Origin of the sequence: Limoniibacter endophyticus (genome assembly GCF_014652835.1) — a bacterium.
GTDB lineage: Bacteria > Pseudomonadota > Alphaproteobacteria > Rhizobiales > Rhizobiaceae > Limoniibacter > Limoniibacter endophyticus.
This window is the reverse complement of sequence record NZ_BMZO01000002.1, coordinates 389,958-413,070: the sequence shown is the minus strand read 5'-3', so window position 1 is coordinate 413,070 and position 23,113 is coordinate 389,958. Positions and strand designations below refer to the sequence as shown.

21 protein-coding genes are annotated in these 23,113 nt (G+C 57.3%); 9 read left to right on the top strand and 12 right to left on the bottom strand.

The window, feature by feature from the left end:
- A partial coding sequence (locus IE151_RS04570) for a hypothetical protein (RefSeq protein ID WP_210310856.1) occupies positions 1 to 759 on the top strand: 759 nt, incomplete at its 5' end.
- Positions 760 to 814: 55 nt separating this feature from the next.
- Here the strand turns inward: IE151_RS04570 and IE151_RS04565 are convergent.
- The 5 genes from IE151_RS04565 to IE151_RS04545 all read right to left on the bottom strand — a co-directional run bounded on the left by IE151_RS04565 (position 815) and on the right by IE151_RS04545 (position 7,102).
- Entirely contained in the window at positions 815 to 1,687 is an 873-nt protein-coding gene (locus tag IE151_RS04565; RefSeq protein WP_189488384.1) for a lipid kinase, read from the bottom strand.
- Positions 1,688 to 1,796: 109 nt separating this feature from the next.
- The gene (locus IE151_RS04560; protein WP_189488314.1) at positions 1,797 to 2,087 is read right to left on the bottom strand and encodes an HlyU family transcriptional regulator; all 291 of its coding nucleotides are present in this window, start codon (positions 2,085 to 2,087) and stop codon (positions 1,797 to 1,799) included.
- Between the two features lie 83 nt (positions 2,088 to 2,170).
- Entirely contained in the window at positions 2,171 to 4,186 is a 2,016-nt protein-coding gene (gene rpoD, locus IE151_RS04555) for an RNA polymerase sigma factor RpoD (protein ID WP_189488312.1), read from the bottom strand.
- A 297-nt stretch (positions 4,187 to 4,483) separates the two neighbouring features.
- Positions 4,484 to 6,412, bottom strand: a complete 1,929-nt coding sequence (gene dnaG / locus IE151_RS04550) for a DNA primase (RefSeq protein WP_189488310.1) — start codon at positions 6,410 to 6,412, stop codon at positions 4,484 to 4,486.
- Between the two features lie 192 nt (positions 6,413 to 6,604).
- Positions 6,605 to 7,102, bottom strand: coding sequence for a YciE/YciF ferroxidase family protein (locus IE151_RS04545; protein WP_189488308.1), 498 nt, complete (start codon positions 7,100 to 7,102; stop codon positions 6,605 to 6,607).
- Positions 7,103 to 7,282: 180 nt separating this feature from the next.
- On the opposite strand from IE151_RS04545, the gene IE151_RS04540 reads away from it, so the two are divergent.
- Positions 7,283 to 7,537, top strand: a complete 255-nt coding sequence (locus IE151_RS04540) for a hypothetical protein (RefSeq protein ID WP_189488306.1) — start codon at positions 7,283 to 7,285, stop codon at positions 7,535 to 7,537.
- A gap of 53 nt (positions 7,538 to 7,590) precedes the next feature.
- Here IE151_RS04540 and IE151_RS04535 read toward each other — a convergent pair whose 3' ends face one another.
- Both IE151_RS04535 and IE151_RS04530 read right to left on the bottom strand, forming a co-directional pair.
- Positions 7,591 to 8,766, bottom strand: coding sequence for a zinc-dependent alcohol dehydrogenase (locus tag IE151_RS04535; RefSeq protein WP_189488304.1), 1,176 nt, complete (start codon positions 8,764 to 8,766; stop codon positions 7,591 to 7,593).
- A 322-nt stretch (positions 8,767 to 9,088) separates the two neighbouring features.
- Positions 9,089 to 9,445 carry a hypothetical protein gene (locus tag IE151_RS04530; RefSeq protein WP_189488302.1) on the bottom strand — a complete coding sequence of 119 codons (357 nt, stop codon included), beginning with the start codon at positions 9,443 to 9,445 and terminating at the stop codon, positions 9,089 to 9,091.
- A 576-nt stretch (positions 9,446 to 10,021) separates the two neighbouring features.
- Here IE151_RS04530 and IE151_RS04525 point away from each other — a divergent pair.
- The 3 genes from IE151_RS04525 to IE151_RS04515 all read left to right on the top strand — a co-directional run bounded on the left by IE151_RS04525 (position 10,022) and on the right by IE151_RS04515 (position 11,749).
- Positions 10,022 to 10,753, top strand: a complete 732-nt coding sequence (locus tag IE151_RS04525; protein WP_189488300.1) for a Crp/Fnr family transcriptional regulator — start codon at positions 10,022 to 10,024, stop codon at positions 10,751 to 10,753.
- Positions 10,754 to 10,904: 151 nt separating this feature from the next.
- Entirely contained in the window at positions 10,905 to 11,390 is a 486-nt protein-coding gene (locus IE151_RS04520) for a sigma-70 family RNA polymerase sigma factor (RefSeq protein WP_189488298.1), read from the top strand.
- 74 nt (positions 11,391 to 11,464) lie between these two features.
- The gene (locus IE151_RS04515) at positions 11,465 to 11,749 is read left to right on the top strand and encodes a hypothetical protein (RefSeq protein ID WP_189488296.1); all 285 of its coding nucleotides are present in this window, start codon (positions 11,465 to 11,467) and stop codon (positions 11,747 to 11,749) included.
- Positions 11,750 to 11,808: 59 nt separating this feature from the next.
- Here IE151_RS04515 and IE151_RS04510 read toward each other — a convergent pair whose 3' ends face one another.
- On the bottom strand, positions 11,809 to 12,258 hold the full coding sequence (locus IE151_RS04510) for a GatB/YqeY domain-containing protein (protein WP_189488294.1): 450 nt from the start codon (positions 12,256 to 12,258) through the stop codon (positions 11,809 to 11,811).
- A 288-nt stretch (positions 12,259 to 12,546) separates the two neighbouring features.
- Here IE151_RS04510 and carA point away from each other — a divergent pair, with 288 nt between their 5' ends.
- Entirely contained in the window at positions 12,547 to 13,749 is a 1,203-nt protein-coding gene (gene carA / locus IE151_RS04505) for a glutamine-hydrolyzing carbamoyl-phosphate synthase small subunit (protein WP_189488292.1), read from the top strand.
- A gap of 25 nt (positions 13,750 to 13,774) precedes the next feature.
- Here carA and IE151_RS04500 read toward each other — a convergent pair whose 3' ends face one another.
- The gene (locus IE151_RS04500) at positions 13,775 to 14,698 is read right to left on the bottom strand and encodes a LysR family transcriptional regulator (protein WP_189488283.1); all 924 of its coding nucleotides are present in this window, start codon (positions 14,696 to 14,698) and stop codon (positions 13,775 to 13,777) included.
- 97 nt (positions 14,699 to 14,795) lie between these two features.
- Here IE151_RS04500 and IE151_RS04495 point away from each other — a divergent pair, with 97 nt between their 5' ends.
- Complete coding sequence (locus IE151_RS04495; protein ID WP_189488281.1) at positions 14,796 to 15,524, top strand: SDR family oxidoreductase; 729 nt, start codon at positions 14,796 to 14,798, stop codon at positions 15,522 to 15,524.
- Entirely contained in the window at positions 15,524 to 15,850 is a 327-nt protein-coding gene (locus IE151_RS04490; protein WP_189488279.1) for an Atu4866 domain-containing protein, read from the top strand. The genes IE151_RS04495 and IE151_RS04490 overlap by 1 nt, the downstream gene beginning before the upstream one ends.
- Positions 15,851 to 15,914: 64 nt before the next feature.
- On the opposite strand, the gene ypfJ is transcribed toward IE151_RS04490, so the two are convergent.
- From ypfJ to IE151_RS04475, 3 genes are all read right to left on the bottom strand, one after another.
- Positions 15,915 to 16,844, bottom strand: coding sequence for a KPN_02809 family neutral zinc metallopeptidase (gene ypfJ, locus IE151_RS04485; protein ID WP_189488277.1), 930 nt, complete (start codon positions 16,842 to 16,844; stop codon positions 15,915 to 15,917).
- A gap of 100 nt (positions 16,845 to 16,944) precedes the next feature.
- On the bottom strand, positions 16,945 to 18,150 hold the full coding sequence (locus IE151_RS04480; RefSeq protein ID WP_189488275.1) for an MFS transporter: 1,206 nt from the start codon (positions 18,148 to 18,150) through the stop codon (positions 16,945 to 16,947).
- Positions 18,151 to 18,257: 107 nt separating this feature from the next.
- On the bottom strand, positions 18,258 to 19,220 hold the full coding sequence (locus tag IE151_RS04475) for a phosphatase PAP2 family protein (RefSeq protein WP_189488273.1): 963 nt from the start codon (positions 19,218 to 19,220) through the stop codon (positions 18,258 to 18,260).
- Between the two features lie 409 nt (positions 19,221 to 19,629).
- Here IE151_RS04475 and carB point away from each other — a divergent pair, with 409 nt between their 5' ends.
- The gene (carB, locus tag IE151_RS04470; protein ID WP_189488271.1) at positions 19,630 to 23,112 is read left to right on the top strand and encodes a carbamoyl-phosphate synthase large subunit; all 3,483 of its coding nucleotides are present in this window, start codon (positions 19,630 to 19,632) and stop codon (positions 23,110 to 23,112) included.
- Position 23,113 lies beyond the last annotated feature (1 nt).

Below are 23,113 nucleotides of genomic sequence, written 5' to 3'. Positions count from 1 at the left end.
GACGAAGCTGCTGCTGCCGCTGAAGCACAGCGCGTTGCCGACGAAGCTGCTGCCGCCGCTGAAGAAAAGCGCGTTGCTGACGAAGCTGCTGCTGCCGCTGAAGCACAGCGCGTTGCCGACGAAGCTGCTGCCGCCGCTGAAGAAAAGCGCGTTGCTGACGAAGCTGCTGCCGCCGCTGAAGAAAAGCGCGTTGCCGACGAAGCTGCTGCTGCCGCTGAAGCACAGCGTGTTGCCGACGAAGCTGCTGCCGCCGCTGAAGCACAGCGTGTCGCAGACGAAGCTGCTGCCGCCGCTGAAGCACAGCGTGTCGCAGACGAGGCAGAAGCTGCACGCATCGCTGAAGAGACGCGTATCGCAGACGAGGCAGCGGCAGCTGACGCCGATGAAGACGCCTCGTTCTTGCCCTCATGGATCAAGGAAGGTGTCCAGTCGTTTTTGGATGGTCTCAAAAGAGACGACGACACTTCCTCCACTGAAGAACCTTCCCCAGTCGCTCCCACTCAATCAGAAACAACCGATAAAGGTACAGAAAACATGGGTATTCAGACCTGCTCCGCCGCACATCAGATGAACTTCGGGGACAAGAAGGGTATTTTTGCCACGCTCCTCCACATGTTCCGCTCGCACAATACGGCGTTTATCACCCTAGAAGAGGGCGTAGCAGCAGCCAAAGCCGATGCGACCGTGACGGATTCGCTCGTAGGCGACGTTCAGCTAGATCTGTCGATGCCAATTCTCGAATATCAGACGGCTGCCTGATATTGCTGATTGAAAGGCCCCGCTTGGGGCCTTTCTACCATCCGCGGTTGACAGCTTATGCTACGAACACGTCCAGTACCTTTTCGTGCACTTTGAAGGTCACGGGCGTTTGCGTTTTGAGATCGCCATCCAGATTAACGTCGCGCGGGCGGCTGGTGCGCAGGGTCAACTCCTTGGTCGCAAAAGCGCGCACATCATCCCATTTTCCCTGAGTACCTTTCCGTAGCGATGGAAGCAGCGCCAGCAAGCGCCACCAGTGGTCGATTTCAAGGCTGTAGAAATCGAGCTTGCCATCATCGGCAGTTGCGCTTTCATGCACCGTCATGCCACCACCATAATGGCGGCCATTGCCAACCGCGATCTGCATGGTGCGGAATTTTTCTACCGTCCCGTCATGCTCAAGCGTTGCGGTAAACAGGCGCGAGCCTGCCAGAAGACGCGCAGATACGAGGCCGTAGCCAAGCACACCCCATTTTTTCTTGGCGTCCTCGGTCAACTCCTTGGCAAGCTCGGCGCTAAAACCAATGCTCGCGACATTGAAGAAATAGTGACCATTGGCTTCGCCGAGATCGATTTTCTGCGTCTTGCCAGCCGCGATGATACGAGCTGCTGCGTCAATGTCGGGTTGCATGCCCATGGTGCGGGCAAAGTCATTGGCTGTCCCCATCGGCAAGACGCCGAAGGGCAACTTCGTATCGACAAGCCCCTGGGCGGCGGCGTTGAGCGAACCATCGCCCCCACCGATGACGACGAGGTCGATCTTGTTCGCGTTTTGCCGGATCAAGTCGGAAAGCGTTTCGTCCGGTCCGGGCTTCGCCTCAATCGCCTCGATGCCCGCATGCCGCAGGATTCCCGTCGCCGAAGCCACCGAGCCATCTCCGCGGCGCGCACGCGGATTGACCATCATCAGCGCCTTCTTACCTGTCATCGACATGCAGTAACCTTTGTTCACAAATCCGTGTCTGGATTAGATGGTACTACGCCGCAAGGTTACAAGACGATGAATAAGCAAACGCTTATACCGAGGCGAGTCCGAACTAGCGGAAGATGCTCTCACCCTGTTCGTCGATCATCTGCTGAGCCTTGCGAGTCGACACCGCAATCGCATCGTCCAGCGAGGGAAACTTGTCCGCCCGGATCAGACGATGCTTCTTCATCTCCCCACTAACTTCCTTGGTAATGAGCGCGCATACCTGATGCTGCCCGCCTTCGTTGAAAGGCGTCGGAATGATGGTGAAGCCATTGTACTCCACGGGGTCGCCGCGATGTTCTTTCAATGCCGCTGGCTTTGCTTCTCCGCCTCCGAACAATCTTTTCAGGAATGACATGCTTTTCTCCATGATTTTCCAACATATCAAACGAAAACGCCCGGCACACAAGGCCGGGCGTTTTCTTATCCATTCGTTTGCGATCAGCTGTCGAGGAACGAGCGCAGCTTTCTGGAGCGGCTCGGATGCTTGAGCTTGCGCAGTGCCTTCGCCTCGATCTGCCGGATACGCTCACGCGTCACCGAAAATTGCTGGCCTACTTCTTCAAGCGTGTGATCGGTGTTCATGCCTATGCCGAAACGCATACGAAGCACGCGCTCCTCGCGAGGCGTGAGCGAAGCCAGAACGCGGGTCGTTGTTTCCCGCAGATTGGCCTGGATGGCAGCGTCGATTGGCAGAAGCGCGTTCTTGTCCTCGATGAAATCGCCGAGGTGTGAATCCTCCTCGTCACCCACCGGCGTCTCAAGGCTGATCGGCTCCTTGGCGATCTTCAGGACCTTCCTGACCTTCTCGAGTGGCATGGCGAGCTTCTCGGCCAGTTCTTCCGGCGTTGGCTCGCGGCCGATCTCGTGCAGCATCTGGCGCGAGGTACGAACGATCTTGTTGATCGTTTCGATCATGTGCACCGGGATACGGATCGTACGCGCCTGGTCGGCGATGGAACGGGTGATCGCCTGACGGATCCACCAGGTCGCGTAGGTCGAGAACTTGTAGCCGCGACGATACTCGAACTTGTCGACGGCCTTCATCAGGCCGATATTGCCTTCCTGGATCAGGTCGAGGAACTGCAAGCCACGATTCGTGTATTTCTTGGCGATCGAGATCACGAGACGCAAATTTGCCTCGACCATCTCCTTCTTGGCGATCGTTGCTTCACGCTCGCCCTTCTGCACCTGATTGACGATCTTGCGGAATTCGCCGATCGAAATACCCGTCTCGGTTGCGAGATACTGGATCTCCGAACGCAGATCGGCAACTTTCTTGGCGTCCTTTTCGGCAAGCTTCGTCCAGCTAGGCTTGCCGCCCTGAGCGAGGCGCGCCAGCCAGTCCGGATCAAGTTCCGAACCCTGATATTCGCGCAGGAATTCTTCGCGTCGCACGCCATGGCTCTCCGAAAGGCGGAGCAGCTTGCCTTCGTTCTGCATCAGGCGCTTGTTGATATCGTAGAGCTGCTCGACCAGTGCTTCGATACGGGCATTGTTCAGCGACAGCGACTTCACTGCCTTGATCAGCTCGTCCTTCAGCTCCTTGCGGCGCACCTGCTCGTTAGCGGTCAGCGCATCGCCGTCCGAGAGCTGGTTCTCGACATCCTGATCCTGCAGCTTGCGCAGCTTCTTGTAGGTGTCGGCGATGAAGTCCAGCGTTGCCATCACCTGTGGACGCAGTTCGGCTTCCATCGCGGCAAGCGACAGATTGGCCTCGTCTTCGTCCTCGTCATCTTCCTCGACGGCGCTTTCGCCGCCGACATTGGTGATATCGTCTTCCTCGTCACGACCGCGGCGGCGTGGCTTGTCGTCGGCCTGCGGCTTCGTTTCTTCTTCCGTACGCTCGATCACCGGAGCCTGCTTGGCTTCGGGACCTGCATAGGTCGCTTCGAGATCGATGATCTCGCGCAACAGTATCTTCGCGTCATTCAGGTCTTCACGCCAGATGATGATGGCCTGGAAGGTCAGCGGGCTTTCGCATAGCCCGGCAATCATCGTCTCGCGACCGGCCTCGATACGCTTGGCAATGGCGATTTCGCCTTCGCGCGACAGAAGCTCGACAGCCCCCATCTCGCGCAGATACATGCGCACCGGGTCGTCGGTACGATCGGTCGGCTCTTTCTTCGTCGTCGTTGCAACGGCAGTGCCGGTCGTTTCCGCAAGCTCGGTGGATTCTTCCTCCGCGTCGTCGGAACTCTCCTGCTCCTCGGCCGCCTCGTCGTCTTCGACCACCGTGATACCCATGTCGGAGAGCATGGACATGGTGTCCTCGATCTGTTCGGAAGTAACTTCTTCCGAAGGCAGAACGGCATTCAGCTCATCCATGGTCACGTAACCGCGTTTCTTCGCGGCCTTGATCATGCGCTTTACGGCGCTGTCGGATAGGTCGAGAAGCGGGCCATCAGTTGTGCCCTCGCGTTCGTTCTCGACCTCTTCCTTTTCCTTAGTTGCCATGCTTTCGCTTCTCCAAGCAGCCGGAGGGTTCCTCGAAACCGACGAATCGGTCGGGATCATTGCTCTGCGGTGGGGACTAACCGGTGCAACGTTAAAGCCCGATTAACCGTGTTTCAAATCGTGGCACGAATGTGACGATCATCAGTGCCGGCTTATCCCCGTGTACTGGTTCCAATATGCGCCTCAATTCGCAACTATATCGTAATCAGACATGAAACTGTCCTGATTCCGCTAAATATGCCGAAGGTCAAGCGCATTTCTGTGATTCGCCTCAAAAAACGAATCATTTGGCGAGGTTCACTTTCCTACACGGCCCGAAAGAAGTCCGAAGCCTTCGATCAGCGCTTCCGTTGCCTCCGTCTCGCGAATCTGTGACTGGATTTCCAGCATGTGGAGATAATTCTCCTCGGTATAATCGCTGACGAGGGCCATTTCGGCCGCTTTCAGTTCCTTATGTAGAGTGCGCCGGCTCAGATGCAAGCTCAGCGCTTGCTCGAAGCCGGTTTTTGCATCCTCGAATGCCGCATCCTCAAGCGCGAACCAGAGGCGCGCACGCCGCACCAGCAGGATCGCCTTCTGCAACACATCGTCCAGTCCGGCATTCACGATGGCTTCGATCAGTGGCTCCCGCTCGAACGCGACACCGTGGGCCAATGCATCGATCACGCACCCATGCAGCCGCTTGAGATCGGCATCTGCCAGATCGAGGCGCTCGGCGCGGTCGAAATCCATGTCGATCAGGCGTGGATGATTGATCAGCGATACGGTAATCACCGCTTCGCGCACCGACATGCCGCTTGAACGACTGACGATGGTTGAGCGCGACAACCGCTCCGAAACCGCTAGCCTGCCGGGTGCTGCTGCCCCGCCGCTGCGCCGGTAGCCCTCGCCGCGCTGGAAACCACCCTGTCCTCTGGCCTTATACTGGCCCTGCCGCTGACTTGCTCCGAAGAAGTCACGGGCACGGTTCTGCATTTCCTGCTGATAATGCCTGCGCACATCCTCGTCGCGGATTTTGCTCGTAATTTCGCGCAGCCTTCCTTCCAGAGCCGCGCGTTTTTCCGGTGTATCGAAGGTTGCCGTCTGCGTCTCGCGCATCCACAAGATATCGGCAAGTGGCCGCGCATCGGCCAGAACGTCCTGAAATGCGCTAGGTCCGCCGTCGCGCACCAGATCGTCTGGGTCTTTTCCATCGGGCAGCATCGCAAAACGCACGGTCTTACCCGCCGCAACCATCGGCAATGCCAGATCCGCAGCACGCCATGCGGCGCGCTGGCCGGCCTGATCGCCATCAAAGCACAAAATCGGCTCCGACGTCACGCGCCACAAAAGACCAAGCTGGTCTTCTGTCAACGCTGTTCCGAGCGGTGCTACGGCATGCTCGAAACCGGCCTGCGCCAGAGCGATCACATCCATATAGCCCTCGACCGCGATCAGCGTGCCCACTTTTTGCGCTGCCGTTCGTGCCCGAGCGAAATTGTAAAGCACCTGCCCCTTGTGAAAGAGCTCCGTGTCCGGCGAATTCATGTATTTCGCCAAAGCATCCTGTGCCATCGCCCGGCCGCCAAAGGCGATGATGCGTCCACGCGAATCCGGGATCGGGAACATGATGCGGTCGCGGAACCAGTCGTAGGACACAGCAATGTCCGGGCCGTGACGAACAAGGCCGCACGCCTCGATCTGTTCCTTTTCCACGCCCTTGGAGGCGAGAAATTCCTTCAGTGCATTGCGTCCCTCAGGGATGAAGCCCAGCCGGAAAGCCTGCTGCGTTGCAGGCGTCAGACCGCGTTCCCGCAGATAGGCGCGCGCCTTGGCGCCATCGGACGATTGCAGCTTCTCCTGGAAGAACTGCGTCGCCATCTCCATCACGTCATGCAGGCTGGCGCGGTGCCGCTCACGCTTTTCCATTTCAGGATCGGGTTGAGGCATGGCAATGCCGGCCATGTCGGCCACTCTTTCAACCGCCTCGGGAAATGACATGCCATCGAGCTCTGTCAGGAATCGAAAATGATCGCCCGACACTCCGCAGCCAAAGCAGTGATAACGGCCCTTGCGATCTTCGCAGTGAAAGCTGGGCGACTTCTCGCCATGGAACGGGCAACAGGCCCAATAATCGCCACGCGAAGAGTTGGTCTTGCGTTTGTCCCAGGACACACGCGAACCCACGACTGCCGATATTGGCACCCGGTCGCGTATCTCATCGAGAAAAGCGGGAGGAAAACGCATTCTTGCTCTCTTTCGAGCGCACATTACAGCGCCGAGGCGCAAGGAGCGACCGCTATTTACGAAATCATGCGGCTTATATCCGCTATTCACAGTCGCCCTGCCCCTCCGGGGGGATCACACTCGATGCAAATGGAAAGGGCGCTGGTCACCTCGATAACCACACGCCCTTGAGAACTTCCGAGCTTACTTGCTCTAGGCGGCTTTGGCCTTCGCATTGGCAGCCTTGTCGGCCAGCATTGTCAGGTCTTCGTCGGTCTTGGATTCCTCGGCAAGGGTTTGTGCAAGAAGCTTGGCGGCGTCGTTCATCCCAAGCGTTTCAGCCCACCGCTTGAGCGTGCCGTAACGGGTGATTTCGTAGTGCTCTACGGCTTGGGCGGACGAAATAAGACCGGCGTCGAGGGCTGCCGTGCCTTTGAACTCTTCCATGATTTCTTCGCCTTCGGAGATGATGCCTTCAATCGCGTCGCAGGTCTTGCCCCGAGCAGCCTTGCCCATGAGCTCGAATACCTGTTGCAGCCGTTCAATATGCCCTTCCGTTTGGTCCCGATGCTTCTCGAAGGCAGCCTTGAGCTTTGGCTCCTCTGCTGCTCGCGCCATCTTGGGCAGTGCCTTCAATATCTTGCGCTCGGCGTAGTAGATATCTTTGAGCGTGTCGAGGAAGAGATCATCAAGCGTCTTTTCCTTAGCCATTTCCGTCTCCTTCTGGGATGCCTTGGGTGACCACCAAACGGATTTGGAAGAGCGCCCGTTCCCGAAGTGTAGGTGGCCGCACCTTCTGTGTACGCAGGCGTACAAAAGGCACTTGGACGTTCTGCAACCTTTTCCCCTCAAGCAGTTGAATGCGACATGTGTGAAATCGGGAGAAGCAGGATGCCGCGCGAAGACAATCTGAAACTCGAGGGACGTCTGAACGCGCTACGCGACATAGTCCTCGCCCTCTTGGAAGCCGAGGTTGAACGGGGGCAGGAAAGCGCGATCCTGAGCAAGATAGAGCAATTGCTCGATGCGCCCGATCATCAGGAGGATCCGGGCGCGGTGAATGTCGAGGCAATAGCTGTTCAGAACGCGGCCTACCGGGAAATCGAGAATATTCTCGAAGCCGTCAGAGAACGCGTCAGAACCTAGCCGGCGAGATGTCAGACGGGTAAAGCCCTCGGAGCCTGACATCTCCTTCAAAGCTACCAGGGCTTCATCACCACTTTGACACACCCATCTTGCTTGTCCCGGAACTTCTTGTAGAGCTCAGGCCCCTGCTCCAGATCCGCCCGGTGCGTGATGACGAATGTCGGATCGATTTCGCCTTCGACGACCCGCCTCATCAATGGTTCCAGATAGCGATGCGTATGCGTCTGGCCCATTCGAAAGGTCAATCCCTTGTTCATTGCGGCTCCGAAAGGCACGTGATCGAGAAGCCCTACATAAACGCCCGGCACCGAGATCGTCCCGCCCTTGCGGCAGCACATGATCGCCTGGCGCAAGACATGAGGACGATCCGTTCCCATGAAGAGCGCCGCTTTTACCTTGTCGAGAGCGGAATCCACGGAAGCTCCAGAAGCCGCTTCTGTGCCAACGCAATCGATGCAACTGTCTGGTCCGCGGCCATCCGTCATTTCCATCAATGCTTCGTAAATATCGACTTCCCCGAAATCGAGTATCTCAGCACGGCCATGGCTGCGCGCCATTTCCAATCTCTCCGGGACACCGTCAATGGCAATGACGCGTCCAGCGCCCAACATCCATGCACTCTGAATTGCAAACTGCCCTACCGGCCCGCACCCCCAGATAGCGACGGTATCACCTGATTCAATGTTCGCATTTTCAGCTGCCATGAAGCCTGTCGGAAAGATGTCCGACAGAAACAGCGCCTGCTCGTCCGTCAGATAGTCGGGAACCGCGATAGGACCGACGCTAGCATAAGGCACGCGCAGATACTCCGCTTGTCCGCCGGCATACCCGCCGAGCATATGCGAATAGCCAAGCAGCCCTGAAGGCGAATGTCCCATCGCCTTGATGGCAACCTCCGCGTTCCGGTTCGAGCGGTCGCAGAGTGAATAGAGTTGACGCTGGCAGAAATAGCATTGGCCGCACGCCAGATTGAAGGGAACGACGACGCGATCGCCGACCTTGAACTTCGAGTGTCCCTTCCCAACCTCGACCACCTCTCCCATGGATTCGTGGCCCAGAACATCGCCACTTTGCATGGTAGGCATGTAGCCGTCCATCAGATGCAGGTCCGATCCACATATGGCGCAGGCACAAACCTTTATGATCACGTCGTCATCCTGCTCGATTACGGGATCATCAACCATCTCACAGCGTATGTCGCCTTTTCCATGCCAGGTCAGTGCTTTCATCGGTGCCTCCATTTTCGTCTGGCTTCCAACACCAGCCCGAGCAGGAAGTTTCCCGGAAAGTCCGATGGGAACTAATGTGCTGCGAACGTTTTGATGAGTATCGGCAAAATAGTGGAGCTTGCTCGTGCCAACGGATCCGCAAAATGAACCCGGCCTGGATCAATCGGTAACATCCATAAGTGAGGCCAAGCGCCGCGCCACGGCTGGAAAAGGCCTGGTTATCTTCCTGGCTGCCTTCGTTGCCGTCGGTTTTTGTCTTTATCTTCTGATCGCGGTCTATTCTGGAATCGTTGGAAACTAATCCCCTCAACTCCAGACCACTCTAACCGGCAGAGGCGAAAAGGCTCTGCGCGATTCGGTCCAGGTTGCCACTTTCCGCAGCGAATACGAAGCCACTGAAATCGCTTTGAGAGGGCACTGCGTTCAACGCAAAGACATAGGGAACGCCGTGCTCGTCGAGCCTGGTTGCGATTTCAAACAATTGCGCTGCTGGAAGCGAAGCATCGAGAATTGCTCCGTCGATCTTGTGGAGATCCGGCGGCAGGGACAAGGTTTGGCGTAAGCCGCCGACCTTGAGATCATGCAGCGCACGCTCCGTCTCGCGAACGACAAAATTTTCGTTCCCGACTACCAGAAGGTGCTTACCCTCATATTGAGAAATGTATTTTAGGCTTTGCACATTACTTGTCCCGGCGATTCATCTTCAGCTGCATCGCGCCCGGCGACGGATTACTTTTGAGATCAAGGCAGCGAACAGAGGGCGCACATATGAGTTCCATCATACTTGCTTGCCGACAGCGCGCTCCAATCCGTCCGGACGTCTCGCGCATTGCTCGAAAACTTTGCCTTCGCCGGGGCGTTCTGCCTCCTTGAAGGGAAGGAGGCGCCATGTCCAGCGCCCTGACAGCAGCTACGAAACATTTTTTCGTCGCTTACGCACAAAAGCGTGTGAACGGAAAAGACGCCATATTGATAAGCCGTCCAATGGGAGACTTTTCAAGTCATGCCAAGATGTCCTCCGTGAGCCACAAGAACTCCTCGAGATATTTGCAGTTGTCGACAACACGTTTCATCTCTCAATCTATTTCGACGCGCAGAACAAGCGTTCCTGGAAAGCGTGAAAAGCCACACTCCAATGTCTGCTAGCGTACCCAAAATCTCTCGCAAAAACAGGGTGCTATAGAGGATCAACCGTCGGACGGGCCTATGCCTTCGAAGCCGATCGTCTGAGAATCCGCCGTTATCAGCGAGACCCATGCAGGACATATCCCAACGCTCATTCAGGAACCGACTCCTTGCGTTTTTGCCATCAAATGAGATTTCCCTAATAAAGGAAGAGCTCGAATATGTGCATCTTCCGCGGGGATTTGTCATAGCGTCTGCGGGGCATGACATAGATTACGTCTATTTCCTGTCGAGCGGCGTCGCGTCGGTGGTTACCGTCTCTGCGAACACCAAACGTGCTGAAACAGGCATACTGGGACGCGATGGCTTCGCCCCGACCGCCGCAGGCGTGGGCGGAACAGTCAGCCCGCACGACATACTCATGCAGATAGACGGCGATGGCTTTCGTATTCCAGCGGGCGCGCTGCGCAGCGCGATCACCCAATATTCCTGCTTCGCCAATGTTCTGGCACGTTATCTTCAGACGCTCGCATCGCAAATTGCCTACACAGCCTTGTGCAATATCAATTCGCAAGTTGACGTTCGTCTGGCCCGATGGCTGCTAATGTGCCACGACCGCCTGGACGGCGACGAAATTCCGCTTACGCATGAGTTTATTTCTTCATTGTTAAGTGTGCGGCGGCCAAGCGTCACGACGGCTGTTCACGTTCTTGAAGGAAAAAGGATGATCCGCAACGAACGCGGCCTGATCATCATCCGGGATCGAGCCGGACTGGAGGAATTCGTAGGTGATGCCTACGGCGCTCCGGAGAGGGAGTTCGGACGATTGATCGGCCCGCTGTTGGGAACCTGCTACGCCTGAGGTTTGGCATCCCGCTGCTTCCGTGCGTTACCGTACCGGAACGATCAAGATCGCTCCCCATTGCCTTTACATACGTGAATCAGCTCAGTGGTAGCTCTTCGGCCTGCACGACCAGTCGGGCGGTGAGCTCTCCTATATGAAGGCTTGTCCGATGGATTCCGCATACGACCCTGTTAAAAGAGAAATAATTGAGCTTATGCCGGCGATGCATCACTTCGCCCGGCGTTTTTACGCTAACCCGAATGACGTGGAGGATCTGGTTCAGGATACGCTTTTGAAGGCCATGGCGAGCCTTCAGACCTTTACGCCGGGAACGCGTCTGAAGTCCTGGCTCTTCACCATCATGCGAAACACGTTCTACAACCGTTATCGAGTAGAGAAGCGTCAGCTATGTCTTCTCGACGGGGATGTCGGAATCACCGCCACCACCGCACCCGCTCAGGAATGGTCGCTTGCTCAGTCGGAAGTTTTGACTGCGATGGACGATTTGCCCCGACATTATCGTGATGCTCTGTCCGATATCGTCTTTGACGACATGAGTTATGAAAGCGCGGCCCAAAAAAGGGGCTGTGCGATCGGCACTGTTAAGAGCCGTGTCAACAGAGCGCGGGCAAGGCTGACTGGCATTCTTGGCTGATCGAGCTGGGTCAGCATGATACCTCGGTTGCGTTGCCCGGGTGCTCACGGTTCCAATATACAGGGAAGTCTGTCATGGCAGGCCATGCTAACGGGTTTCACACACTGAGCGCAGAGGAAATCTACGCCATCATGCACATGAGCGCCTGTATCGTACCTGTGCGGCATATTCCCGGTGTTGATCAGTTCACGATCGACACGCTGATGATGCGGGGACTTGTGAAATCCGAAATGGATCGGCGTTGGAAGGACCTTTCCTACTCTCTGACGCAAGAAGGACAGAGAGCCTCCCACTATTTCCGCATTCATCCGGTGACCGAGGGTCTTCACTCCGTCAGCAATGATGCGTCTCTCAGTTAAATGACCGCTCGAAGGTTTCCGAGCGGTCATTGTTTACTGTGCGACAAGCAGGCTGCCTGTCAATTAAGAAGCGATTTCACCACACCACTGGCCTTGGAGAAATCCATCTGTCCCGGGTAGCGCTCCTTCAACGCGTTCATGCACTTGCCCATGTCGCGCAGGCCGCCAGCCCCGGTTTCCGCGATGACCTTCGAACAGACATTGCGCATATCTTCCTCGCCCATCTGTTTCGGCATGAATTCGCGAATGACCGCAATCTCCTTGCGTTCCTGCTCTGCAAGCTCAAGGCGTCCGCCATCCTCAAAGGCCTTGGCCGACTCCTCGCGCTGCTTTACCATCTTGGCAAGGATGAGCATAATATCCTCGGTGCTTACCGGATCCTTGCCAGCGCCGCGATTGGCAATGTCGCGATCCTGAATGGCCGCGTTGATGAGACGCAGCGTTGCCGTCCGTTCTTTATCCTTTGCCCGCATAGCGGTGTTCAAAGCTGCTGCAATCTGCTCGCGCATTTTTATGCTCCTAAGCTCAAGCCGCCCATTGTTACCAGAACTCGAAAAGAAAACGATCCCGTCCGGCTAATCGTTTCTGGCATCCGTTAATTTTTACAGAGACAGGCGGTCGTGTTCTTGACCCGTTGGATAGCTTGGCCTATGTGTCGGGCTTGCACAACCAATTCGAGCCTTGCACGGGTTTCCGCTTACGGGACACCCGTGTCGTGTCGCGCCATATGGCCCTTAAGCCGGATAAATGCAAGGGCGCTGACCGTTAGCTCGCAAATAGCGATTTGGAGAGCCGTCATGGCCAACGTCAGCCCCTGGACAGTCGAAAAGCCGACCGCCCTTCTCGTTCTCGCAGATGGCACGGTCATCGAAGGCAAGGGCCTCGGCGCAACCGGCGAAGCCGTCGCGGAAGTCTGTTTCAACACCGCGCTCACTGGCTATCAGGAAATTCTGACCGATCCATCCTATGCGGGCCAGATCGTCACCTTCACCTTTCCACATATCGGCAATGTCGGAGCAAATGGCGAAGACCTCGAGGATTTACATCCGGCAAATCGCGCGGGGGCCGTCGGGGCCGTATTTCGCGCCGAAGTCACCGATCCGTCTAACTATCGTGCAGCAAATGATCTCGACAGCTGGCTGAAACGTCGCGGGGTCATCGCCCTGACCGGCATCGACACCCGTGCGCTGACTGCGCTCATCCGCGAAAAGGGTGCACCGAACGCCGTCATTGCTCACGCTCCGGACGGCAAGTTCGACGTTGAAGCGTTGAAGACAAAGGCAAAAGCCTGGTCCGGCCTCGTCGGTTTGGATCTTGCCAAGGAAGTAACCTCCGGCCAGTCCATGTCCTGGACCGAAAAGCCGTGGGTGTGGAATGAAGGCTATGCCCAGCAGGACGAACCGTTGATGCATGTCGTCGCCATTGATTATGGTGTCAAGCGCAACATTCTGCGTCTCATCGCCGGCCTGGGAGCCAAGATCACCATCGTACCGGCCAAGACCTCTGCCGAAGACATCCTGGCCCTCAATCCCGATGGCGTGTTTCTTTCCAATGGACCCGGCGATCCGGAAGCTACCGGTGAATATGCCGTGCCTGTCATCAAGGAACTGATCGCCAGGAAAATTCCGCTTTTCGGCATCTGCCTCGGACACCAGATGCTGGCGCTCGCGCTCGGCGCGAAGACCATGAAGATGCACCAAGGTCACCACGGCGCCAATCATCCGGTCAAGGATCACACGACCGGCAAGGTCGAGATCGTCTCGATGAACCACGGGTTTGCCGTGGATTCGGCCTCGCTTCCGACTGGCGTTGAAGAAACGCACATCTCATTGTTTGACAACACGAATTGCGGCATCGCACTCACCGGAGCCCCTGTCTTCTCGGTGCAGCATCACCCGGAAGCTTCGCCCGGTCCGCAGGACTCACACTATCTTTTCCGTCGCTTCATCAATCTGATCCGCGAGCGCAAGGGAGAAGAAGCCCTCCCCGAGCACGCTTGATTTAGCCGTTCCTGTCCCCGCCGCGTCACCCGAGCGGCGGGATATTCTTTTCCGCCGTCAGCCTTGCCCGCCTGATATGATCAAGCAGCGCTCGCATCTTCGGCGCGAGGTTGCGGCGGTTGGGATAGTAAAGATAGAAGCCTGAGAACCTCGGGCAGTATTTGCCCAACAATGGCACGAGCTGTCCGTTCTGGAGATTGGGCCGGAAGGTTTCCTCCATACCGAATGCGATGCCGGCATCTGCGAGGGCGAGCTTGACCATCAGCGCCATATCGTTTGTCGTATACTCCGGTTCAACCGAAACAGCGAATTCCCTTCCATTCTCTTCAAATTCCCATCGATAGGGTGCTGCAAGCGGTGCGGGACGCCAGCCGATACAGCGATGTTTGGCCAGTTCCCGCGGGTGCTGCGGCGTGCCATACGTCGCAAGATAGGCCGGTGTGCACACCGCCACCTGTCGCTGTTGCGGGGAAACGGGCACCGCAATCATGTCCTGTGCAATGACTTCTCCGAGCCGGACGCCAGCGTCGTAACCTTCCGCGACAATGTCGAATTCCTCATCGGTAACGGTTACATCGATTTGCACGTCCGCATTTGCCCTGCCGAACTCCGCCAGTAATTTTCCTGACAGAAATGTTTCCGCGATCGAAGAAACGGCAAGGCGCAACTGCCCCCTGGGGTGGGCCCGCAATTCGCCGGCCGAGGAAATCGCCGCCCTTAGATCCGCAACAGCCGGAGCGACGTCGTCATAGAGCCTCTGTCCTTCTTCCGTCAGACTGACGCTGCGCGTCGTCCGCCGAACCAATGCCAGACCAAGCGTCTCTTCCAGCCGCTGTATTGACTGGCTGACCGCAGGACGCGTTACGCCGAGACGCTCCGCAGTGCCACGGAAGCTTCGAAGCTCCGCCACGAGAACGAAAACGGAAAGCGCATTCAGATCCGGAGACATTGGTTAGTTTTCCTTACCTCTCTATAAAGAACTAGGCATCTTATCGAAATAATGCCGTGGCTTTACCTTCTGTTCAAGCCAACAGAAGGAAGAAAACATGCCTCTCGATAAAGTCGTTCTCATCACCGGTGCCTCCAGCGGCATTGGTTCGGGGATTGCCCGCGAACTCGCAAAGGCCGGCTGTACCCTCATGCTGGGCGCGCGCCGCACGGACCGCTTGGATATACTCGCCACGGAAATCCGAGCCGCCGGCGGCACTGTCGAATTCCGGAAGCTTGACGTAGTCGATCCCGACGATGTCATCGCGTTTGCCGAGGCTGCGCGCAATATCTTCGGGCGCATTGACGTCATCATCAATAATGCGGGCATTATGCCGCTTTCATTGATGGCGTCGCTGAAGGTCGATGAATGGCATCGCATGATCAATGTCAATATCAACGGCGTGCTCCATGGCATTGCCGCCGTTCTGCCGGAAATGATCGCCCGAGGCTCGGGCCACATCGTCAACATCGCCTCCATCGGCGCGTTGAGCGTCTCTCCGACCGCTGCCGTCTACTGCGCTACTAAATATGCAGTGCGCGCCATTTCGGATGGATTGCGGCAGGAAAATCAGGATATTCGCGTCACCTGCATTCATCCTGGCGTCGTGGAGAGCGAGTTGGCCAGCACTATTACCGATCCCGTTGCCGCCGAGGCAATGACGAGTTACCGCGCCATCGCACTTCAACCAGATGCAATCGGAAGAGCTGTACGCTATGCGCTCGAGCAACCCGACGACGTCGATGTCAGCGAGATCGTCGTGCGTCCCACACGGGCGATGCACTGATGCGCACGCTTCTCTACTTCTTCACGAGCGTTATTTTCGTAACAATTTCGAGCACGACGATGGCAAGCGACCAGACAACGAAAAACCACCCTCACCCATATGTGGGGCTATGGGTTACGGAAGACGGCTATGTTCGACACGAATTGCTGCCGAACGGGCGCTATGACGAGGCCCGCGGTACGCGTGAGAGCGCCTATCGAGGACGTTACGAGATCACCGGCGATCATATCGAATATTGGGACGATACCGGCTTTACTGCGGACGGCGATTTCATTGATGACGTTCTCTACCATGGAGGCATGATCTTGCGCCGTGCGCCTGACTGAAGGCCTCTGATGAGAACCGAGGCAGGAGGAGCAAAGGCCTCCTGCCTTTCCACTCCGCTTCCAGTCAGATCGGATTATTGAACGTGTCGCAGGCATCAATACGCCCGCCCTGCATACCCGCATTGAACCAGCGCATGCGTTGCTCCGAAGTGCCGTGGCTAAAGCTTTCCGGCACGACATAGCCCTGCGTCCGCCGCTGGATCGTGTCATCGCCGATCTGGTGCGCGGCATTCAGCGCCTCTTCGACATCGCCCGGATCGAGCAGGCCCTTGCGCTCGGTGTAATAGGCCCAGACGCCCGCGAAGCAATCGGCCTGCAATTCTACACGCACCGACATCTCGTTGGCCTGCGCTTCGCCCATGTTGCGGCGCGCTTGGTTGAACTGCGGCAGGATGCCGATCAGGTTCTGCACGTGATGGCCGACCTCGTGCGCAACGACATAGGCTTGTGCAAAATCGCCGCCAGCGCCGAGTTGCCGCTCCATCTGGTCATAGAAGGATAGATCAATATAGACCTGCTGATCGCCGGGGCAATAGAACGGTCCGGAGGCCGCCGAAGCATAGCCGCAGGCCGACTGCACCTGACCGGAGAAAATAACCAGCGTCGGTTCCCGATAGGTCTGGCCAAGGGACTGGAAAATGCCGTTCCAGACATCTTCGGTTTCGGCCAGAACGGTGGAAACGAACTGTGACGCCTCGTCATTTGCAGGCCTACCCTGCTGATTGCCCTGTGTTTGGGTCTGCTGCTGACCACCCGGAACGAAAGCCGGGTCGCCGGCAAGAATAGCCATGGGATCGATGCCGCATGCACGCAGCGCAAAGAACAGGATCACCAGAATGACGATACCGGATATCCCGCCAGCACCTGCTCGGCGCGGCCCGCCGCCACCGCCCATAGGAATGCGAAACTGCGGCCCGCGCCCGAAGTTGCCGCCTCCGCCGGAACCGCGTACATCCTTGACATTGGTGCTTTGCCTACGGCCTTTCCACTGCATCGTGACCCCATCCATCCGCAAACTCGCGGCACAAAAAAAGCCGCCTGATCAGCTTGATGCTATCCGATCAGGCGGCGCAAGTCACAGTATATTTGTATTCTTAACTTGCCTGCAAAGCCTTGTTGCTGGGTAGGAAAATAGTCAGCAGGCCAAGCGCGGGCAGGAAGGCGCAGATCGCGTAAACGAACTCGATGCCGTACTCGTCTGCCAACACACCGAGTACGGCGGCAGCGATGCCACCCATGCCGAACGCAAAACCGAAGAAGATGCCGGCGATCATGCCCACGCGCCCCGGTACAAGCTCCTGCGCAAAGACGATGATGGCCGGGAAAGACGAAGCTATGATGAAGCCGACGATGATCGATAATAGGATCGTCACCTGAAGATTCGCGTAAGGCATGGCCAGCGTGAAGGGCAACACACCGAGAATTGAAAACCAGATCACTACCTTCGAGCCAAAGCGGTCGCCGATCGGCCCGCCAAGCAGCGTACCGGCCGCCGCCGCACCGAGGAACAGGAACAGAAGGATCTGGCTCTGCTGCACGTCCACGCCAAAACGCTCGATCGTATAGAACGTGTAATAGCTGGTGATGCTGGCCATGTAGATGTTCTTCGAGAAGGTCAGGATGGCCAGAATGATCAGCGCCGTCACAACAGTGTTGCGTGGCAGGCTGACAGCAGGCGCGACCTTCTTCTTGGCGCGGGCAGCGATGCTGGTGCGCTTGTACCACCGCGCGATCCAGGTCAGGATCAGCATGCCGAGGAACGCCATGACCGAAAACCAGGCGACACTGCCCTGTCCGTTCGGCACAACGATAAATGCTGCCAGGAGTGGCCCGATCGCTTGCCCGAAATTGCCGCCCACCTGAAACACGGACTGCGCGAAGCCATAACGCCCGCCGGAAGCCATGCGCGCGACCCGCGAAGATTCCGGATGGAAGATCGCCGAGCCAATACCGACCATCGATGCACCGACGACAAGGACGCCATACGAATGCGCGTTGGCAAGCAGCAGCAAACCAAGGAAGGTTGCGCCCATGCCGACGGGCAGTGAATAGGCCATGGGGCGCTTGTCGGTGACGATGCCGACGACCGGCTGCAAAAGAGAAGCGGTGATCTGGAACGCAAGCGTCAAGAGACCGATCTGCCAGAAATCGAGATTATAGTCGGTTTTCAGCATCGGATAGATCGCTGCAATTAACGACTGCATGATGTCGTTGAGCATGTGGCAGAAGCTGACGGCGAAAATCACCGAATAGGTGGTCACTTCTACCACGCGTGGTTGCTGGATGGTCGTGTCGCTCATGAAAAACTCCGCGCCATCCTCTCGATTTCGTGAACGGCTGACGGGTTCATAGGCTCAGCCTATGAAATTGTCCATTCCCCAGCGACATGCCCGTTGGACCAGACGGACTAGACCTCTTTGCCAGCATATCGCACATGGCGGGCGGAAAAATACCGCGCGAACCAGTATATGGCCAACGCAAAGCCGATCGATACAATTCCATCTATTGCATAATGCCAGCCGAGATAGACGGAGCTGAACCATATCACCAGGACGTTGATCCCGACGATTATGCCCAGGCGGGGAAACACCTCGCGGATGAAAAGCCAGTTCACGGTCGATATTCCGACGTGAAGACTTGGAAAGGCGGAAATTCCATTGCCCAGCCCCGATGCGCCAGAGACATGCAGGTCCCACAGGTAATTCTTGATTGCCAGCGTGGAATATCCGCCCGCCTCGCCCGCGACAAGCCCCAGCATCTCGGCAAAGCGCGCATTATCCCCCGTCACCTCCCCGTAAAAGATCGGCCCTGCCGAAAGGAGCAGGCCGGCAAGAAAATTCCCGCATATGATCCAGGTAACGCACGAGACGAGATAGAAGCGCTGCCGCAGGTCCCTCGGCGTAGCAGACGATCCGAAATAGAATATGCACGCGAACATCGTTGCGAACCAGACGAAGTAATAGTTCAGCTCAAGCGCATTCAAGAATATGGACGCAGGCAATAATGCGTGCGCCAGTTCCCATGGATCGATGCCGAACAGGAAGCGGTCGACGTCGGCGAGCCACCGATCAAACGGGAATTGCTCGTCATGCAGAAAGGGTAGCGCTTTCTTTATGCCAACGAACGCCCCCATGAAGATGGCATAGGAAATCCAAAGGGGGAGCGACCGGAAAATATTGCGTGCGCCTCGTGCCAAGAGGACACGCGAGATCGAAAATCGATCTCCGAGGGAAAACAGCTTCCGTCCAGTGACTGCCACCGCGAGGCCGAGCGGAAACATGATCCCGGTGTAGAGCAGGATGCTATAGATGAAGGATAGCATATCGTAGAGAGGTGTAAGTCCGATCTCATACGAAATAAGAAAGCTCATTGCCGCATAAGCGTAAATCAGCGAGTATATCGCAGCGTTCTCTCCAGAGGCGCCCCGAGCCGCATTTCTTTGAGGCTCTTGAGCGATACATCCTTGAATATCCAGCGCACCCCGGGGAAAAATCTTCATAAAATCAGATCCATTGAAAAAGACGATCGCGTCCGTCAATATCCTTCACGGATTTACTTACGATGTAGGTTTTCTTCCAAATTTGACCGGTTCGTCTTCGCTTTCCCGAGCGACCGGCGAAGACGCATCGCTACAATCGTGCAAAACGCGACATTAGGGCTTTCATACGCCCCTCACATTGCCTATAAGGCCCACCTAGCCTCACAATTGACTCTTCCCGCCAACGGCCCGGTGCAGCACACCTTGGCCGCTGTTTGCGCAAGAACGAACGGATAGACCCATGCCCAGACGCGATGACCTCAAATCCATTCTCATCATCGGTGCCGGGCCTATCGTTATCGGGCAGGCTTGCGAGTTCGACTATTCGGGCACCCAAGCTTGTAAGGCGCTGAAGGAAGAAGGTTACCGCGTCATTCTGGTCAACTCGAACCCGGCGACGATCATGACCGATCCGGAACTGGCCGACGCGACTTACATCGAACCGATCACGCCGGAAGTCGTTGCCAAGATCATTGCAAAGGAACGGCCAGATGCGCTCCTGCCCACGATGGGTGGGCAGACGGCGCTCAACACGGCCCTGTCGCTGCGCCGCATGGGCGTGCTCGATCGTTACAATGTGCAGATGATCGGTGCCAATGCCGAAGCTATCGACAAGGCAGAAGATCGCGCCCTCTTCCGCGAAGCCATGGCCAAGATCGGCCTCGAAACACCGAAATCGATGCTGGCCAATGCGACGGAAGTAAAGGACGCCGATCGCAAGAAGCATGAGGCCGAACGCGCCGAACTGAAGGCCTCGGGCGCTCCTGACGCGGAACTTGACGCCCTGGAGACCAAGTGGAACCTCGGCGAGAGCGATCGCAAGCAGCGCTATGTCGCGCATGCGATGGCGCAGGCTGCGCGCGCGCTCGACGAAGTTGGCCTCCCGGCCATCATTCGCCCGTCCTTCACCATGGGCGGCACCGGTGGCGGCATCGCCTACAATCGCGAGGAGTTCTTCGAGATTATCGCCTCGGGCCTCGACGCCTCTCCAACCACGGAAGTGTTGATCGAAGAATCAGTCCTTGGCTGGAAGGAGTATGAGATGGAAGTTGTTCGCGACCGCGCGGACAATTGCATCATCATCTGCTCGATCGAAAACATTGACCCGATGGGCGTTCATACGGGCGATTCCATCACCGTCGCGCCAGCTCTCACGCTGACCGACAAGGAATATCAGATCATGCGCAACGCCTCGATCGCGGTTCTACGCGAGATTGGCGTGGAGACCGGCGGTTCGAATGTCCAGTTCGCCGTCAACCCAGACACGGGTCGCCTTGTCGTCATCGAAATGAACCCGCGTGTTTCGCGCTCTTCCGCACTTGCCTCCAAGGCCACGGGTTTTCCGATTGCAAAAATCGCGGCAAAGCTTGCAGTTGGCTATACGCTCGATGAACTCGACAACGATATTACCGGCGGCGCAACGCCTGCTTCGTTCGAACCCTCTATCGACTATGTTGTGACCAAGATCCCGCGTTTCGCCTTCGAAAAATTTCCTGGCGCTTCGCCCGTGCTCACCACTGCGATGAAATCCGTCGGCGAAGTCATGGCCATCGGCCGCACCTTCCCGGAAAGCCTGCAGAAGGCTCTGCGCGGTCTCGAAACCGGCCTCACCGGTCTTGATGAGATCGAAATTCCCGGCCTCGCATCGCAGGAGGAAAGCAGCGACAAGAACGCCATTCGCGCTGCACTCGGCACACCGACGCCCGACCGTCTGCGTATGGTTGCCCAGGCCATCCGCATGGGTACGCCGGTCGAAGACGTACACCAGATGTGCAAGATCGATCCCTGGTTTCTCAAACAGATCGAGAAGATCATCCAGCTGGAAGAGCGTGTACGTGCGCACGGTCTGCCCGAAGATGCTGAAAATCTGCGCATGCTCAAGGCGATGGGCTTTTCCGACGCCCGCCTTGCAACCCTTTCCGGCAAGCGCCCCAAGGAAGTCGCGGAGCTGCGCAATGGCCTGGACGTCCGCCCGGTCTACAAGCGCATAGACACCTGCGCTGCCGAGTTTGCCTCGCCGACCGCCTATATGTACTCGACCTACGAGAAGCCGCTCGCCGGCCAGACTCGCTCCGAAGCGCAAATCTCGGATCGTAAGAAGGTCGTCATTCTGGGCGGCGGCCCGAACCGTATCGGTCAGGGCATCGAGTTCGATTATTGCTGCTGCCATGCGGCCTTCGCCCTGCGCGATGCAGGTTACGAAGCCATCATGATCAATTGCAATCCGGAAACCGTCTCGACCGACTACGATACTTCCGACCGCCTTTATTTCGAGCCGCTGACCGCTGAGGATGTCATCGAGATCCTGCGCGCAGAACAGTCGAATGGCGAACTGCACGGCGTCATCGTCCAGTTTGGTGGCCAGACCCCGCTGAAGCTTGCCGAAGCACTCGAAAAGAACGGCATTCCGATCCTCGGCACTTCTCCGGACGCAATCGACCTCGCCGAAGATCGCGACCGCTTCCAGAAGCTGCTTCTGAAGCTCGATCTGACCCAGCCGAAGAATGGCATCGCCTATTCGGTGGAGCAGGCGCGTCTCGTTGCCGGAGAACTCGGTTTCCCGCTGGTCGTACGTCCGTCTTATGTTCTGGGTGGCCGCGCCATGCAGATCATCCATTCGGAATCGATGCTGCAAAGCTACCTGCTCGATACTGTTCCCGGTCTGGTGCCGGAAGATATCAAGCAGCGCTACCCGAATGACAAGACCGGCCAGATCAACACGTTGCTTGGCAAGAACCCGCTGCTATTCGACACCTACCTCTCTGGAGCGATCGAAGTAGACGTCGACTGTCTCTGCGACGGCAAGGACGTGTACGTCTCCGGCATCATGGAGCATATCGAGGAAGCCGGTATCCATTCAGGCGACAGCGCTTGCTCGCTTCCGGTCCATTCGCTCCCGAAGGAGATGGTCGAGGAACTGGAGCGGCAGACCGCAGCGCTTGCCAAAGCGCTCAACGTCGGCGGCCTGATGAATGTACAATACGCCATCAAGGACGGAACGATCTACGTTCTGGAAGTCAATCCGCGTGCTTCTCGCACCGTTCCTTTCGTTGCCAAGACGGTCGGTCGCCCGATCGCCAAGATCGCCTCGCGCATCATGGCTGGCGAGACCCTCGACGAGGCCTTCGCACATTACGGCACCAAGCCCGATATCAGCGATCTCGGCCACATCGCCGTCAAAGAAGCGGTCTTCCCGTTTGCCCGTTTCCCCGGCGTCGACACCCTGCTCGGCCCGGAGATGCGTTCGACCGGCGAAGTCATGGGCCTCGACCGCGACTACGCACTGGCTTTTGCCAAATCGCAGCTCGGCGCCGGCGTCGAATTGCCGCGCGAAGGTAACGTCTTCGTTTCGGTCCGGGATGAGGACAAGCCGCTGGTGCTGGAAGCCGTGCGCAAGCTCGCCGATCTTGGCTTCGGCGTCATCGCCACAGGCGGAACGCAGCGCTTTCTCGCCGACAACGGCATCAATGCGCAGAAGATCAACAAGGTTCTGGAAGGCCGCCCGCATGTCGAGGACGCGATCCGCAACCGTCAGGTCCAGCTCGTCTTCAACACGACGGACGGTCAGAAAGCAGTGTCGGATTCCAAGTCGCTGCGCCGTGCCACGCTGATGCAGAAGGTTCCCTATTACACGACTATGGCCGGAGCTGGCGCTGCCGTCGATGCGATTGCCGCTCTCAAAGCCGGCTCGCTCGAAGTTCGCTCGTTACAGGAATATTTCTGAT

Bases quoted from the DNA above. Each gene is read 5' to 3' on its own strand.
- IE151_RS04535 (WP_189488304.1), bottom strand. From the start codon at position 8,766: ATGAAAGCACTGACCTGGCATGGAAAAGGCGACATACGCTGTGAGATG.
- IE151_RS04490 (WP_189488279.1), top strand. From the start codon at position 15,524: ATGCGCACGCTTCTCTACTTCTTCACGAGCGTTATTTTCGTAACAATT.
- rpoD (WP_189488312.1), bottom strand. From the start codon at position 4,186: ATGGCAACTAAGGAAAAGGAAGAGGTCGAGAACGAACGCGAGGGCACA.
- carA (WP_189488292.1), top strand. From the start codon at position 12,547: ATGGCCAACGTCAGCCCCTGGACAGTCGAAAAGCCGACCGCCCTTCTC.
- IE151_RS04520 (WP_189488298.1), top strand. From the start codon at position 10,905: ATGGATTCCGCATACGACCCTGTTAAAAGAGAAATAATTGAGCTTATG.
- IE151_RS04480 (WP_189488275.1), bottom strand. From the start codon at position 18,150: ATGAGCGACACGACCATCCAGCAACCACGCGTGGTAGAAGTGACCACC.
- IE151_RS04565 (WP_189488384.1), bottom strand. From the start codon at position 1,687: ATGACAGGTAAGAAGGCGCTGATGATGGTCAATCCGCGTGCGCGCCGC.
- IE151_RS04540 (WP_189488306.1), top strand. From the start codon at position 7,283: ATGCCGCGCGAAGACAATCTGAAACTCGAGGGACGTCTGAACGCGCTA.
- IE151_RS04475 (WP_189488273.1), bottom strand. From the start codon at position 19,220: ATGAGCTTTCTTATTTCGTATGAGATCGGACTTACACCTCTCTACGAT.
- IE151_RS04525 (WP_189488300.1), top strand. From the start codon at position 10,022: ATGCAGGACATATCCCAACGCTCATTCAGGAACCGACTCCTTGCGTTT.
- IE151_RS04495 (WP_189488281.1), top strand. From the start codon at position 14,796: ATGCCTCTCGATAAAGTCGTTCTCATCACCGGTGCCTCCAGCGGCATT.
- IE151_RS04545 (WP_189488308.1), bottom strand. From the start codon at position 7,102: ATGGCTAAGGAAAAGACGCTTGATGATCTCTTCCTCGACACGCTCAAA.
- IE151_RS04515 (WP_189488296.1), top strand. From the start codon at position 11,465: ATGGCAGGCCATGCTAACGGGTTTCACACACTGAGCGCAGAGGAAATC.
- IE151_RS04500 (WP_189488283.1), bottom strand. From the start codon at position 14,698: ATGTCTCCGGATCTGAATGCGCTTTCCGTTTTCGTTCTCGTGGCGGAG.
- carB (WP_189488271.1), top strand. From the start codon at position 19,630: ATGCCCAGACGCGATGACCTCAAATCCATTCTCATCATCGGTGCCGGG.
- IE151_RS04510 (WP_189488294.1), bottom strand. From the start codon at position 12,258: ATGCGCGAGCAGATTGCAGCAGCTTTGAACACCGCTATGCGGGCAAAG.
- IE151_RS04560 (WP_189488314.1), bottom strand. From the start codon at position 2,087: ATGTCATTCCTGAAAAGATTGTTCGGAGGCGGAGAAGCAAAGCCAGCG.
- ypfJ (WP_189488277.1), bottom strand. From the start codon at position 16,844: ATGCAGTGGAAAGGCCGTAGGCAAAGCACCAATGTCAAGGATGTACGC.
- dnaG (WP_189488310.1), bottom strand. From the start codon at position 6,412: ATGCGTTTTCCTCCCGCTTTTCTCGATGAGATACGCGACCGGGTGCCA.